Below are 14231 nucleotides of genomic sequence, written 5' to 3'. Positions count from 1 at the left end.
ATCTCAAATAACTACCTTACTTGACTAGATGTACAGTTGATCGAATTAAGTACAATAGTTAATTTTCAGATTTGAGTAAGAAACTTAAAAAACCTGCTTGAGTTATCAGGTTCCTGTGATGGCAATACACTATATATAGTGTCTTTATTCAACACCTCTGTTAGGTCAACGCTATAAAAATTAATAAAATATTAATCAAATTTAAATAAATAATTATAAAAATTATTATAAAAGGGATATTCGTAGAATGTTAAGATCGCGTTGAAATAAGCTTCGAGGGTTTGCTGTGAGCAGTTCAGTTACTTTAGAGCTTCAACCTATTCTGCCCCAGATAGCCGATAACAATCGTTTAAGACTATTTTCTGGTTCGGCAAATGTTTCCCTTTCTCAGGAAGTGGCACGCTATCTAGGACTCGACTTGGGACCGATGGTACGGAAACGATTTGCTGATGGGGAGCTCTATGTCCAAATTCAAGAATCCATCAGGGGGTGTGATGTTTACCTGATTCAACCGACTTGCTATCCGGTGAATGATTACCTGATGGAGTTACTGATTATGATCGATGCTTGCCGTCGAGCCTCAGCGCGGCAAGTTACTGCTGTGATTCCTTACTATGGTTATGCTCGAGCAGACCGTAAAACCGCTGGCCGTGAGTCCATTACAGCGAAACTGGTGGCTAACCTGATTACTGGAGCTGGTGCTAATCGGATTTTGGCAATGGATTTGCACTCCGCTCAAATTCAAGGTTATTTCGATATTCCCTGTGACCATGTCTACGGTTCACCAGTATTGCTACAATATCTGGCTTCTAAAGACCTAACCGATCTGGTAGTAGTTTCCCCCGACGTTGGTGGTGTGGCTAGAGCCAGAGCGTTTGCTAAAAAGCTATATGATGCTCCTCTTGCGATTATCGACAAGCGCAGGCAAGCTCACAATATCGCTCAAGTCATGAATGTGATTGGGGATGTCAAGGGTAAAACTGCGGTGTTAGTCGATGATATGATTGACACCGCTGGCACGATTTGTGAAGCTGCCAAAGTACTGCGTCAAGAGGGGGCTCGCCAAGTCTATGCTTGTGCAACCCATGCCGTGTTTTCCCCACCAGCTGTAGAGCGCCTCTCTAGTGGGGTGTTTGAAGAAGTAATTGTTACCAATACTATTCCACTACCGGACGCCAAACGGTTTCCACAGCTGACAGTGCTTTCAGTGGCTAACTTATTGGGTGAAACCATCTGGCGTATTCATGAAGACTCTTCTGTCAGCAGTATGTTTCGTTAAAAATCCCCCCTGGAGCAGGGGGGATTTTAATTTTAAACAGTTGTGTTGAGTGTTAAGTGTTGACTCGAAACAAGCAATGGTTAACGGTCAACCAAGAACGCAACTGGGTATCAGCCAAAATTCCATTTTCCACAGTAAATTATTCGTTGCTCCTGTAGGGACTAACATCTAACTCACCATTAGTCTTAAACACTACTCGGAAATGACCAAGGGGCTTCTGGGGTACTAACCCAGTCCCTTCGCCACCAATTCCAGCTGCTGCTGGCTTGATTAGGCGTTCTAGAGGAGTTTCTTGGGAGTAATCCCAAGACTCTTTATCAATTGCTTCATAATCAGCAATGATAGCCTCTTCAGTCACACCTACCCGATAAGTTAAATCTTGAGGATAGCTAGAGGTTTTATTCCAACTGTCACGAATTGTCTGAGACACTTTGTCTTTCAAATCATTAATGACAGCGATGTCAGTGATTTCTGGACCTAGGGTAATCTTACCAAGATAACCATCCCAAGGACTGATTTCCAGTATCCCTTCGTCTTCCCCTTGTTTAAATAACACCTGGAACTGAGCAATAGGTTCTTGGGTAGCAATATTGTCTGAAGTTTTGGTGTATAGCAACTCAGTCAGGGGGGTTTGCTCTGACCCATCCAAGGGTGTGCCATTAACAGGTTTGTAGCCTAAAATCGCGCCATCTCTGCCAACACTAACCTGGTATTTTAAATTCCCAGCAAACTGTTTCCGGTTCCCCCAAGCTCGAAAAATTCGCTTTTGCAAGCTTCTTTGTATATAGCGCAACTCTGTGGGATCAGTAATTTCTGGTGCAGTTGTCAGGACTTTTTCTAGCTCCTCAATCGAGAGTGGTGTTCCCTTTGGTGTTGGTGTTGGTGTTGCCTGAGGGTCACTCTCCCCAGTTGGGGTAGTGGTTTCATTGGCATTTTCCCGTGTTAGGGAAGGTTCGGGTTCCCGTACTTCTGGAATCGGTACAAAGAAAAATGCGATCGCAGCTAGAGCCAAACTTGCCATTCCCAGTGCAGCGGGGGCAGTACGCTCGGTTACTGGTTTTTCAGCTTGGCGATAGTGCTTAGAAACAGGCTGTAACGAAACACTAATATCTGGTAGGGTTCGTCCATCAGCCAAAAACTGGTCAATCGCCTCCACCAAGTCAAACAACTGCACTGTGTTCAAATCTACATGGAGAGGTTTCCCTGAGTTGGTCATTCCTCGTGACCCAGGAGTATCTTGCAGTGTCAGTCGATGCAAATTCTTGTCCTCGACTTTCTGCAGATGCACCTTAGCTGGTTTCTCAGCATGGGGTTGGGGGTGAGGCACTTTAGACAAAAATTCCTGAGCATAGCGGCTTACACTATGTACCAAGTCCTCAAAAAAATCCCGGCCACCACTTAGGGGTTGGTTCATAGCCCCTAAATGGCATTCCGCATTAGTTAGAGTTGTCAGCAATGGTCGGGCATCTGGCTGTAACCCATCCCCTTTGGTACTATTACTCCAACCCTCCAGGATTAGGGTACAGTTGGGAAGACTGTACTGGCGTCGAATTGTCATCGGCTGTTCCTGCTGAAAAATCCCTATGAATGCTTCCCCCACCTGCGTTCTCGTGGTGTGGGTATCCGTCTTGATTACAAGGGTTTATCCCTCGCGACAGGCGGCATCCTCGCCGAACATCCAGGACTTTTGCTGGACTGTTCCCCCAAGTCGTTTCCGCTATGGGGCTTATTCAATGAAGCTTTTACCTGAGAGTCTGACGTTTATGAACCGACTACAAAGGATTTATAGGTTAATTTTCCCAATCGTAGAGAGGTCGTGCCTCAGGGTTGCTCAGAATCTCGTCTGTCCTTCGCCGTACCGCTCAAGATGATGTCATTATATCATATTTTTGCGCTCCTAACCCCCACCTGAAGGAAGTGGGGGAATGGGTCGCTCATTTTTGTTCAACCTCTTAGAATAGCATTGAGGGTAATGGATAATTGGTAATGGTTAATTAATCTGGCTATACTTGATGGCATGGCGATAATCAGCAACGGCAACATTCAAGGCAATTCCCCATCAAACAAACTAGTCCATAATCTTTGCCTTCCAGAAGTGCCTGTACAGAACAGAAGCTGACTCAATAGAGAAATTGCCAGTTCATTCAACTTTTCTTGAGAGTTATAGGCAGCAACTTTAGAGCGACGGGGGTTCATCCGGCTGCGAAAATGAGCCTGGAACCTTTCCAAATACTTATATAGGCGAAAATGTTGTTCTAGAGGCACCTGCTTTTCCAGCAGTTGTTGATAAGCGGTCAACAACTGCCTAATCAGAACGGTCATTCGGCGTGCCATATGACTAGCAATCACCACTAGAGCCTTAGCTTCTTCTGGAGTTAAAGGACGTCGTGTGTAAGAGCGCCGCCAGGGATTGGTAGAGCGCATACGCCACAGGACAACACGATTTTTAATAATGTCCTGAAGTTCCAGCTCTCTAGCCGCCAATAGCATCGCCTCAGAACCTCCCAGTTCCAGAGCTTCAATGGCTAGTAAAATTAGGTCAATATGCAACCGAGTTCGTGGTGGACAGCCCTGAGCTGGAATCCTGAAATCAGGTAGGCTATCTAAAATTATTGGCTTTGACTGGGAAGCAGGACTATTGGTCAGCATTACGGTCCGTCGAAAGATTCACTCTAATAGCGCTTATCCTACAGCGAAAACCTTTTGAATAGATTTGTTCCAAGGAATCACACAAGGTTCAGCTTTCTAGTGTACGCTTTTACAGAAAGGGAATGGCAAGCTATAGTTTGATTCAAACCCGATTGATAACTAACTTCACCTACCGATGGATTTAAAATCTCTGATTCGCGATATCCCTGACTTTCCCAAACCAGGGATTGTATTTCGGGATATCACTACCCTCCTGAGAAATCCAGAAGGACTGCGCTACACTATCGATACCTTAGCTCAAAAATTTCAGGAAGCAGGAGTAAGGGCTGATTATGTCGTGGGTATGGAGTCTCGTGGTTTTATATTTGGACCACCTATAGCTTACCAACTCGGGGCTGGGTTTGTCCCAGTGCGCAAACCGGGTAAGCTACCAGCACCGGTATACTCGGCTGAGTATGACCTAGAATACGGCACAGACAAGTTGGAAGTCCATCAAGATGCTTTCACACCTAACTCCCAGGTTGTGATTATTGATGATTTAATTGCTACTGGAGGAACAGCAGCAGCTACAGTCAACCTGGTAGAACAAGCAGGCGGTCAAGTGGTAGGTCTTGGCTTTATCATCGAATTACGGGATTTAGGTGGACGTCAGCAACTGCCTGATGTACCCCTGATCACCCTGGTTGACTATTAGTTAACCATTATACTTAACCATTACTTATTAGTCATTGCTCAAAAGATAAGTTTATAAGAATTAAGAATTAAGAATTAAGAATTAAGAATTAAGAATTAAGAATTAAGAATTAAAGGACTTTAAAGCAATGACGAATGACTAACAACTAACGACTATTATATGACTTCTTCTACTAGAGATTCTAGCATTATCAATCGGTTTGATGGGGCTTGGCATAGACTAAAACTTCTGGTCACGAGTGAGACCTTTCTATACGTGGTCAAGCGACTGTTGCAGGGTCTTTTGACCTTGCTGTTGGCATCTGCTCTAAGTTTTGCCATTATTCAGCTTGCACCGGGAGATTTTCTGGATACCCTCAGGCAAAATCCCAAAATTTCCCCGGAACGCATCGAGGAACTCAAGGAGCAATTTGGTTTAGATCAGCCAGCAATTGTGCAGTATTGGCGTTGGCTAGTACGAGTTGTGACCAAATTTGACTTTGGTACCAGTTTCGCTTACTTCCGTCCCGTCTCCTCTTTGTTATTGGAGCGGATACCAGCCACCTTACTCTTAGCAATAGCCTCAATCTTTATTACTTGGGCGATCGCAATTCCTCTCGGTATCCTGGCTGCTGTCAATCAGAATCGCACCACTGACCGATTTCTACAAGTCATTAGCTACACAGGTCAGGGTTTCCCCAGCCTAATCACTGCTCTGTTGCTGCTCATCCTTGCCCAGAATCTTTCCCCCTTATTTCCTGTCGGTAGTATGACCAGTATCAATCATGATGATTTATCCGCCATTGGTAAGGTTTTGGATATTGGCTGGCATATGATTTTGCCAACTATTGCTCTATCCATTACTAGTTTTGCTGGTCTACAGCGAATTACTAGGGGTGAATTACTTGATGTGCTACGGCAAGACTACATTCAGACAGCCCGTGCTAAGGGACTCCCAGAAAATCGAGTTATCTATGTCCATGCCTTGCGCAATGCTATCAATCCTCTGATTACCATCCTTGGCTTTGAGTTTGCTTCTCTACTCAGTGGCTCATTTATTGCTGAAATTTTCTTCAACTGGCCAGGTTTAGGTCGTTTGATTTTACAGGCGGTAACTGCTCAAGACCTCTATCTGGTAATGGGAAGCTTGATGATGGGGGCTACAATGCTGATTTTGGGTAATTTGTTAGCAGACTTGCTGCTGAAAGTAGTTGATCCCCGCATTCGTCTGGAAGATTTGAAATAGACAATGGATAATGAAGTCTCAAGGATTAAGTGGTAACTCTGTGTTTCCTTGTCCGAAGTTACCTTTTTAGGTCAATTTTTGTTTACAACCAAAATAGAATAAGACCTTTGATTAAATCAGGAAAAAAAACTGAAACTATTGTCCCTAATACCTCCTGCCTTATGCCTTCAGCATAGCTGCCTTGCTAACTCGCGGACGTGCCTCAGCACTATTTTCGTAAGTATTCAGCCGTCAGCGATCAGCGATCAGCTATCAGCTAATGCGCTACCCGCACGCTAATTGATGTGCTAGCAGACACTTTCACTGCACTGGGTCGGATGAGTAAAATGAGCAGGGATTTTCAAGCAGCAGTACCACTCAGTAAGCTGATTTTATACCTTCCGTTGATTAGCTGACTGCTGACTGCTGATAGCTGAATGCTTACCTATTTTCAAGATGTTTACCCAAATTCATTATCTGATTCTTTCTAGAAGGAACGGTCGTTATCTGGTTGCCCAACCCAAAGCTGGTAGCCCAGAGGCTGGCGCTGGATATCTGTTGATGTTTCGCGAACACTTTGATGCCCTGAGTTATATCAATACCCACGGTGCTGATTTAGCTGACCAATTTTCTGTAGAGTCGGTTTCTGGGAGTCAGTTGAAGAATTTGCTGGAACGGTGGGGGTTTGTTGGTGTGGGTGTTGTTCAAGACCCATTGGTACCTCAAATTGAGTTTTTTTCTTACGGATAAGGGCTATTAGGTGACACAAGCAGACTATTCAAGTAGTCCCAAAAATAGCGATCGCATTTGCCCAAGCTCTCTGGCTTGACTGGGGATAATTCATAGCCCTAACCTCAAAGCAGCTGCTGAATCACCGATAGAGCAATATAACCGTCGTTCCGTGATTAATTTTTTTGAACAGGCAATGATTGGGAGGGCTGGTTATTCTCTGATTGATATTTCCTCTTGCTTGTTGATCACGACAACCATCACACCGCTGCTGGGCATATTGTTAATATGCATAGATTTTGTTTAAATTTTATTAAGGAGTAAATATAAGGAGTAACTATGAAAGACCTCACTGCTTATCGAAATATCGGTATCTTTGCTCACGTGGACGCAGGCAAGACAACTACAACAGAGAGGATACTAAAACTTACCGGGAAAATCCACAAAATTGGTGAGGTTCACGAAGGTGCAGCTACAACGGACTTTATGGAACAGGAACAAGAGCGCGGTATTACTATTCAGTCTGCCGCCACCAGTTGTTTCTGGAAAGACCACCAACTCAACATTATTGATACCCCAGGTCACGTAGACTTTACCATTGAGGTTTATCGTTCCCTCAAGGTTCTCGACGGTGGCGTTGGTGTTTTCTGTGGCTCAGGTGGTGTAGAACCCCAGTCAGAAACTAACTGGCGCTACGCCAATGATTCAAAAGTTGCTCGGATTATCTACGTAAACAAACTTGACCGTCTGGGGGCTGATTTCTACCGAGTGGTTAAGCAGGTAGAAGATGTCCTTGGTGCTAAGCCTCTGGTAATGGTACTGCCGATCGGAACTGAGAACGATTTTGTGGGTTTAGTGGATTTGCTAACCCGTAAGGCATGGGTATGGGATGAGTCTGGGGATCCCATGAACTATGAGATTCAAGATGTTCCCGCCGACATGGTTGATGATGTGGAAACCTACCGCGAGCAGTTAATTGAAATGGCTGTGGAGCAGGATGACGAAGTGATGGAACAGTATCTAGAAGGGGAAGAACCAGATATCGAAAGCCTTAAGCGTTGCATTCGCAAGGGAACTCGTGAGCTGGCTTTCTTCCCTACCTACTGCGGTTCATCCTTCAAGAATAAGGGAGTGCAGTTGGTACTTGATGCTGTAGTTGACTACCTGCCGAATCCCACTGAAGTCAAACCCCAGCCAGAAATCGATTTAGAAGGTAACGAAACCGGTACACTTGCCTATGTTGACCCAGAAAAACCTTTGCGTGCTTTGGCATTTAAGATCATGGATGACCGCTTTGGTGCTCTGACCTTTACCCGTATCTACTCAGGAACCTTATCCAAGGGTGACACAGTACTTAATACCTTCACCGGTAAAACTGAGCGTATTGGTCGTTTGGTAGAAATGCATGCGGATTCCAGGGAAGAAATTAACTCTGCCCAGGCAGGTGATATTGTTGCCATCGTTGGGATGAAAAATGTCCAGACTGGGCATACCCTCTGTGACCCGAAAAATCCTGCTACTCTTGAGCCGATGGTCTTCCCAGACCCCGTGATTTCCATTGCGATCGCACCTAAGAAAAAAGGTTCGTCTGAGAAAATGGGCATTGCCCTAAGCAAGATGGTTCAGGAAGACCCATCTTTCCACGTTGAAACTGACCAGGAAAGTGGGGAAACGATCATTAAGGGCATGGGTGAGCTGCACCTAGACATTAAGGTTGATATCCTTAAACGGACTCATGGCGTTGAGGTGGAGGTAGGTAAGCCCCAGGTGGCATACCGTGAATCCATTACTAAGCGCATCGAAGACAGCTATACCCACAAGAAGCAGTCTGGTGGTTCTGGTCAATATGGTAAAATCGATTACGTTATTGAACCTGGTGAAACCGGTACTGGCTTCCAGTTTGAGTCCAAGGTCACTGGTGGTAATGTCCCCAGAGAATTTTGGCCTGCTGTGCAAAAGGGCTTTGAAAGCAGTATTCAAAAGGGTCTGTTGGCTGGATTCCCTTGTGTGGACTTCAAGGTTACCTTGACTGATGGTGCTTACCACCCCGTAGACTCATCGGCTATAGCCTTTGAAATTGCGGCCAGGGCTGCTTATCGGCAATCCTTTGGCAAGGCTTCACCTCAATTGTTAGAGCCAATTATGAAAGTGGATGTATTCACACCAGAAGATTACATGGGGGATGTAATTGGTGACCTCAATCGCCGCCGTGGGATGATTAAGTCTCAGGAGAAAACTCTTACTGGTGCTCGCATTAAGGCAGATGCGCCTTTGAGTGAGATGTTTGGCTATATTGGTGACCTGCGTACTATGACATCCGGTCGTGGTCAGTTCTCAATGGAGTTCTCCCACTACGCCCCTTGCCCAAATAATGTGGCAGAAGAGGTGATTAAAGAAGTGAAGGAACGCGAGGAAGCCGCTAAATAATCTTTTGATTTAACCAGAGTTCCTGGCTGCTTTTAGACTGGCCAGGAACATCATGTTATCAATGATTAAGTCTGTGCCATCACCATGCCCATCAAGGCAATCACCGAAGCATTGTTATCAATAGCATATTCATTAGTAGCCCAAGACCGCTCATCATCCACATAACTCAACATTCCCAACCCTTTAGGCGCAATCCCATCCTGGGCATCAGTATTAGGACCCCCTACCATCAGACCAGGGATGACAATTTTTTTAGCTCGGGAAATCCGGTGATGAACATTACGCACGGAGTTGCTACCAACACCGGTAATAAAGCAAAGATTAAAATGATTCCGCCCCAGCAAATAATCTAACTGCTCAACAGCTGCCTTGTAGTAGCCTCGATTCCCAGTGATGCGGTAGGCATAGAGTAGGGTAATTCCTTCTTCAGCTATCTTGTGATTAGAGGCCCAATGGAATTTATCAATAGCTAAACGGTAGCCACTACGGTTAATCTTTTCCATCAGAGTATCCGCCCTTCTCATCAGCCTAGCTGTGATTTCTAATTTCAGTTTGTCTGACCCCTTCCTTTGTTTCTGCACCAAATAGTTAACCATTGCTAGAGGAGAGGGATCTTTCCAACCAAACTCACCATAGTCGAAGGCGGTGATAGTTTTAGCTAAGTATTTTTCGTAGCTAGTCTTCCCTGTAGTAATATACAGTTCTACGGCTGCCCAGAAGCGGTCATCTTGATCGGTTTTTAAGGATTCTTGCTGATCCCACTCTCCAAAAAGATACTTACCTGAACCGGTGTCATCTCCTTCTTGCCAATCCACCTTCATAGATCGCTGTTTTCGGAGAAACCCCCAGGCTTTCTGTGCCGCTTGTAAGTAGGTTTGAGCCTGTTGCTTGTCAAAGGGAGTATAAACTCTAGCAGCCATTGCCATTACTGCTGCAAACTTGCCAGTCTCAGGTGTCGAAATCCCAAAAATGTACCGTGCTTGAGTATCTTGATTGGGTAGAATTTCCCCTGGCCAATTCTTTCCTGACAACTTGCGGTAGACAGCACCATCCTCCCGCTGCATCTTCAACAGCCAATCTAATCCTACTTTGACCTCATCGAGTAGATCAGGTCTACCATTGCCGCTTTCTGGTATAGTTAATTGGTTGTCCCTAAATAATTTAGGATATTGCTCGTACAAGTTTAACAACCGTCCGATGGTGACTGTCATTGGCGCAACATATTTAGCAAAATCCCCAGAATTATGCCAGCCACCTTGGGCAGATTTGAAGTCACCAGCTTTATGAAACTCATCGTTGTGGGCAATAATCCCATCTTTGAGATGGCAGGGGGGATGTTTTACTCCAGATACTGAATCATTTACAGCAACACCGCACCGTTGCAAATAGTATGACCGGAGTAGCTTTGTAAAGGTATCCTTATAGATTTGCTTACCAATGCCAAACGGATAAGACTGACTATAGCCGTATTTGAGGTAATAGCTACCTGATTTATCGAATTTAGTAAAATCAATAACTCTAATTTTATCATTACTGGCTTTATCGCTTACAGAATTTCCCAGGTTGGTCACAAAAACCGTTTTGTGAGTGATTAAATCAACCAGTTCAACCTGCTTCTTTTCCGAATTGGGGGCATTGATTAAGAAAGCCAACTTAGGCCCAGTTGGGTAATAGCCTATTTGATTGATAACAATTTTTCCTCTAGCTGCTGGATTATAGGGTTGAGCATTAAGCTTGGAAAAAAATCCATAAGCGATCGCACTAATCCAGCCAATAATAAAAAATCTTCTATCTATTTTCATCGTGAAGCTTTTACTTCAATGATATCTTGATTATGGGTCTTTTGGAAATTTTCCAGAACGAACCTCTGTACTAAACTCCTGCACGGCTTGGGTAATTACCTCGCGCAAATTAACATAAGACTTAGCAAAGGGTGGCTGGCGCTCGGAAAGCCCTAGTAAATCCGCTGTCACTAACACCTGCCCATCACAGTTGGGTCCAGCTCCAATGCCAATGGTGGGAATAGTTAATTTTTGTGTAATTGACCTTGCCAAATCGGGGGGAATATGCTCTAAAACGATAGCAAAGGCACCAGCTTGCTCCAATGCGATCGCATCCTGCAAAATCCGCTCCCCAGTTTCCGCTGTTTTGCCTTGTTGCCGTAAACCCAGTAGATGAATAGACTGCGGTGTTAAACCTACATGACCCATCACCGGAATTCCCACAGCGGTAAGTCTGGCCACAGTTTCAGCCATGGCAGGGTATCCTCCCTCCAACTTCACTGCCACTGCCCCAGTTTCCTTCAAAACTCGACCGGCAGAGTGGATTGCCTGCTGAGGACTTTCCTGATAACTCAAAAACGGCAAATCACAAACCACTAATGCCCGTTTAACACCCCGACAGACCGCTTTGGCATGGTGAATCATTTCCTCAAGGGTCACTGGCAGCGTTGTCGAGTAACCCAGCGTAACCATTGCTAGAGAATCCCCGACCATGATTATGTCTACTCCCGCTTCATCCAACAGCTGAGCGATCGCATAATCCGCAGCAGTCAGCACCACAATCTGGCGCTCCTGTTGTTTCCATTGATTCAACTGCTTGATAGTAACTGCCATAACCAATAAGAGTTTCAGTCAATCCAATTAATAATTCTGAAAGATGCTGATGAAAAAAACTAAACCGAACTATGGAAATCTTTGTAAAGAAGCTTGAACTACTGACTTCAGTGTAATGTCTCTGTGCAACTGATTTATAACCCATTAACACTATATGGGTTAATCATGGTAATAAAAAAGGTTGAACAATCCTGGTTTTCGTGCACTTCGGGATGCCGCGGTAGGGGGCGAACACGTGGAAGGCGTAGCGCAGCTCCTTGAGCGCAGCGTTCACCAGCTTGAGATCGGCCCGTCTACTCCCTACTCCCTACTCCCAGATCCGCTGTTCCCTTTGGTATATAAATTGTAAGTTAAACAGATGGTGTTAAACTATGCAGGTTCATCGACTTCCAGCCCTTTCTGACAACTATATATTCTTATTACACGACGCCAAGGGGAATATTGCTGCTGTTGTTGATCCAGCCGAGGCTAAACCAGTGGTACAGCGTCTGAGAGAACTGGATGCTGAATTAGTGGCTATTTTCAACACTCACCATCACATGGATCATGTGGGGGGAAATCGACAGTTGATGCAGCAGTTTCCAGATGTGTGTGTATATGGGGGAGCTGAAGACCGGGGTCGGATTCCTGGTCAACAGGTGTTTTTAGAAGAATGCGATCGCGTCGAGTTTGGTGATCGGATTGGTGAAGTCTTGTTCGTTCCCGGACACACCAGAGGACATATTGCCTACTACTTTCCCCCAGTAGTCCCTGGTGAAACCGGTGAACTCTTCTGTGGCGACACCCTATTTGCGGGCGGTTGTGGCAGACTATTTGAAGGAACACCAGGCCAAATGGTAGAATCCATGAGCAAGCTAAGGGATTTACCAGATAATACACGAGTATGGTGTGCTCATGAATACACCCTGAAAAATATCCAATTTGCCCTGAGTGTCGATGGTGAAAACCTGGACTTACAAGGGAGATTTGCCCAAGTCCAAGAGGCGCGTGATCGTAAAGAGGCAACGGTACCTTCCCACTTAGGGGTTGAAAAGCACACCAATCCATTTTTACGTTGGGATGAGCCTGCCCTACAGTCGGCTGCTCAAGCAAAAGAACCCGTTAAGACATTTGCACGGTTACGGGAAATGAAAGACCGATTCTAAGATTATTGATAAAGCCTTGATCAAGGGACATATTTCCTTGAGAATATGTCCCTTGATTAGTTGGACTATAATCAAGGTTGAGTTAATAAATTTAGTTAATCCAAGCAATAGAAAAAACCCATGCTTAGCGAATTGCAGCAGAGAAAATTGACCAGGTTGTTTAACCTGTACGATCAGCAAACAAACGGTGTTTTAACCCAAGCCGATTTTGAACGGATTACTGATAACCTTGCTGCGATCAGGGGTTGGACACCGGGGTCGCCATATTATGACAATCTTCTGGCTATTTACATGAGGATTTGGAATGGCGTGCAAAAATTTACCGACCAGAATCAAGACCAGCAAGTGACCTTGGATGAATGGTTGACTTATCACGAAAATGTCCTGAGTGACACCGACGGTAACGAAGCAGTAGTCAATGCTAAAGCGGCAGGGATTATTTTCCTATTAGATTCTGATAAAGACGATAAAGTTACTCTGGAAGAATACCGACAGTTTTTTAAGGCTTACGGTATTGACGACAGTCAAATTGAAGAAATTTTTGGACGCTTCGATCAGAACAATGATGGTTACATTGACAAACAAGAGATATTAGATCTAGTTACCGAATTCTATTACAGTCAAGATCCAGACGCTCCAGGAAACTGGATTTTCGGTTCCTACTGATGATTTAGTTTTGCCTATTGGCGGATATGTTATCCCCGAAAGGGTTCACAAAGTGTTTTAATTGACACCGAGCCCTCAGCCCTCAGCACTCAGCACTCAGCACTCAGCGCTAAGTTGCGATCGCTTACAAATTGTCGTAAGATGGAATGTTTGTCGAAGCATTATCCTTCACTCTAAACTATACCCGAAATTAAACACTATGGTAAAACGTGTACAAGTCGTTTTAAGCAAAGACGTTCATAAACTTGGAAAAGACGGTGATTTGGTAGAGGTAGCTCCCGGCTATGCTCGCAATTATCTGATTCCCCAAGGAATTGCAGTTAGGGCTACCTCTGGTGTTCTCAAGCAAGTTGAGCGGCGCAGAGAGCAAGAACGGCAGCGTATCCTCGAAATCAAGCGACAAGCTGAGTCGATGAAGACTGCTCTACAAACCATTAGCCGCTTTACTATCTCGAAGCAGTTGGGTGAAGATAATGCTATCTTCGGTACTGTTACCAGCCAAGACTTGGCAGATGCAATCCAAGAGTCTACGGGCAAAGAAATAGACCGCCGAGGTATTACTATCCCTGAGATTAGTCAACTTGGTTTCTATAATGCAGAAATTAAGCTTCATCCAGAAGTTACAGCCACTGTAGAAATTCATGTTGTTCCCAAATAAGTTAATTAATAGTTTGTTTAGTTTGTTGAGAGTTGACAGGATGATGCAGTCAACTGTCAATTAAATAACAGGTGCGACCCGTGATGGCGAGCAATCCCTTGACCGTAGGTCACGCGGGGCGCGTTCGCCATCACGGAAAGCGCACCTTAGGTTCTTAATTTGTTCA

Annotated in this window: 12 protein-coding genes; 8 read left to right on the top strand and 4 right to left on the bottom strand. The window is 44.8% G+C overall.

Going from position 1 to position 14231, the window contains the following annotated elements; genetic code table 11:
- Positions 1-286 precede the first annotated feature (286 nt).
- Positions 287-1279: a ribose-phosphate pyrophosphokinase gene (locus tag F6J94_RS01860; protein WP_293017817.1), complete on the top strand. Its 993-nt coding sequence runs from the start codon at positions 287-289 to the stop codon at positions 1277-1279.
- A gap of 139 nt (positions 1280-1418) precedes the next feature.
- Here F6J94_RS01860 and F6J94_RS01855 read toward each other — a convergent pair whose 3' ends face one another.
- Both F6J94_RS01855 and F6J94_RS01850 read right to left on the bottom strand, forming a co-directional pair.
- Positions 1419-2879, bottom strand: coding sequence for a DUF4335 domain-containing protein (locus F6J94_RS01855; RefSeq protein WP_293036325.1), 1461 nt, complete (start codon positions 2877-2879; stop codon positions 1419-1421).
- 443 nt (positions 2880-3322) lie between these two features.
- Positions 3323-3928 (bottom strand): DUF3038 domain-containing protein, encoded by a 606-nt coding sequence (locus tag F6J94_RS01850; RefSeq protein ID WP_293036322.1) that lies wholly within the window; start codon positions 3926-3928, stop codon positions 3323-3325.
- A 175-nt stretch (positions 3929-4103) separates the two neighbouring features.
- On the opposite strand from F6J94_RS01850, the gene F6J94_RS01845 reads away from it, so the two are divergent.
- From F6J94_RS01845 to fusA, 4 genes are all read left to right on the top strand, one after another.
- Positions 4104-4622, top strand: a complete 519-nt coding sequence (locus F6J94_RS01845; protein ID WP_293036320.1) for an adenine phosphoribosyltransferase — start codon at positions 4104-4106, stop codon at positions 4620-4622.
- Positions 4623-4781: 159 nt separating this feature from the next.
- Positions 4782-5846 (top strand): ABC transporter permease, encoded by a 1065-nt coding sequence (locus F6J94_RS01840; protein WP_293036317.1) that lies wholly within the window; start codon positions 4782-4784, stop codon positions 5844-5846.
- Between the two features lie 435 nt (positions 5847-6281).
- A complete protein-coding gene (locus F6J94_RS01835; protein WP_293017827.1) occupies positions 6282-6575 on the top strand; it encodes a hypothetical protein in 294 nt (97 codons plus the stop codon).
- 318 nt (positions 6576-6893) lie between these two features.
- Entirely contained in the window at positions 6894-8981 is a 2088-nt protein-coding gene (fusA, locus tag F6J94_RS01830) for an elongation factor G (protein ID WP_293017829.1), read from the top strand.
- 65 nt (positions 8982-9046) lie between these two features.
- On the opposite strand, the gene F6J94_RS01825 is transcribed toward fusA, so the two are convergent.
- Positions 9047-10783, bottom strand: a complete 1737-nt coding sequence (locus tag F6J94_RS01825) for a glycoside hydrolase family 9 protein (RefSeq protein WP_293036314.1) — start codon at positions 10781-10783, stop codon at positions 9047-9049.
- A 30-nt stretch (positions 10784-10813) separates the two neighbouring features.
- The gene (panB, locus tag F6J94_RS01820) at positions 10814-11596 is read right to left on the bottom strand and encodes a 3-methyl-2-oxobutanoate hydroxymethyltransferase (protein WP_293036309.1); all 783 of its coding nucleotides are present in this window, start codon (positions 11594-11596) and stop codon (positions 10814-10816) included.
- A gap of 371 nt (positions 11597-11967) precedes the next feature.
- Here panB and gloB point away from each other — a divergent pair, with 371 nt between their 5' ends.
- From gloB to rplI, 3 genes are all read left to right on the top strand, one after another.
- Positions 11968-12741 (top strand): hydroxyacylglutathione hydrolase, encoded by a 774-nt coding sequence (gloB, locus tag F6J94_RS01815; RefSeq protein WP_293036306.1) that lies wholly within the window; start codon positions 11968-11970, stop codon positions 12739-12741.
- Positions 12742-12861: 120 nt separating this feature from the next.
- Positions 12862-13407, top strand: coding sequence for an EF-hand domain-containing protein (locus F6J94_RS01810; protein WP_293036303.1), 546 nt, complete (start codon positions 12862-12864; stop codon positions 13405-13407).
- 199 nt (positions 13408-13606) lie between these two features.
- Entirely contained in the window at positions 13607-14065 is a 459-nt protein-coding gene (gene rplI, locus F6J94_RS01805) for a 50S ribosomal protein L9 (protein WP_075901951.1), read from the top strand.
- Positions 14066-14231: the final 166 nt, after the last annotated feature.

Origin of the sequence: Moorena sp. SIO1F2 (genome assembly GCF_010672755.1) — a bacterium.
Taxonomy (GTDB): Bacteria; Cyanobacteriota; Cyanobacteriia; order Cyanobacteriales; family Coleofasciculaceae; genus Moorena.
Note: the sequence above shows the minus strand (reverse complement) of the source record. Positions and strands in the feature narration are given on the sequence as shown.

What these genes read in the sequence shown, in the direction of transcription:
- F6J94_RS01850 (WP_293036322.1), bottom strand. Translation starts at nt 3,928, where the DNA reads ATGCTGACCAATAGTCCTGCTTCCCAGTCAAAGCCAATAATTTTAGAT.
- F6J94_RS01845 (WP_293036320.1), top strand. Translation starts at nt 4,104, where the DNA reads ATGGATTTAAAATCTCTGATTCGCGATATCCCTGACTTTCCCAAACCA.
- F6J94_RS01840 (WP_293036317.1), top strand. Translation starts at nt 4,782, where the DNA reads ATGACTTCTTCTACTAGAGATTCTAGCATTATCAATCGGTTTGATGGG.
- F6J94_RS01835 (WP_293017827.1), top strand. Translation starts at nt 6,282, where the DNA reads ATGTTTACCCAAATTCATTATCTGATTCTTTCTAGAAGGAACGGTCGT.
- fusA (WP_293017829.1), top strand. Translation starts at nt 6,894, where the DNA reads ATGAAAGACCTCACTGCTTATCGAAATATCGGTATCTTTGCTCACGTG.
- F6J94_RS01825 (WP_293036314.1), bottom strand. Translation starts at nt 10,783, where the DNA reads ATGAAAATAGATAGAAGATTTTTTATTATTGGCTGGATTAGTGCGATC.
- panB (WP_293036309.1), bottom strand. Translation starts at nt 11,596, where the DNA reads ATGGCAGTTACTATCAAGCAGTTGAATCAATGGAAACAACAGGAGCGC.
- gloB (WP_293036306.1), top strand. Translation starts at nt 11,968, where the DNA reads ATGCAGGTTCATCGACTTCCAGCCCTTTCTGACAACTATATATTCTTA.
- F6J94_RS01810 (WP_293036303.1), top strand. Translation starts at nt 12,862, where the DNA reads ATGCTTAGCGAATTGCAGCAGAGAAAATTGACCAGGTTGTTTAACCTG.
- rplI (WP_075901951.1), top strand. Translation starts at nt 13,607, where the DNA reads ATGGTAAAACGTGTACAAGTCGTTTTAAGCAAAGACGTTCATAAACTT.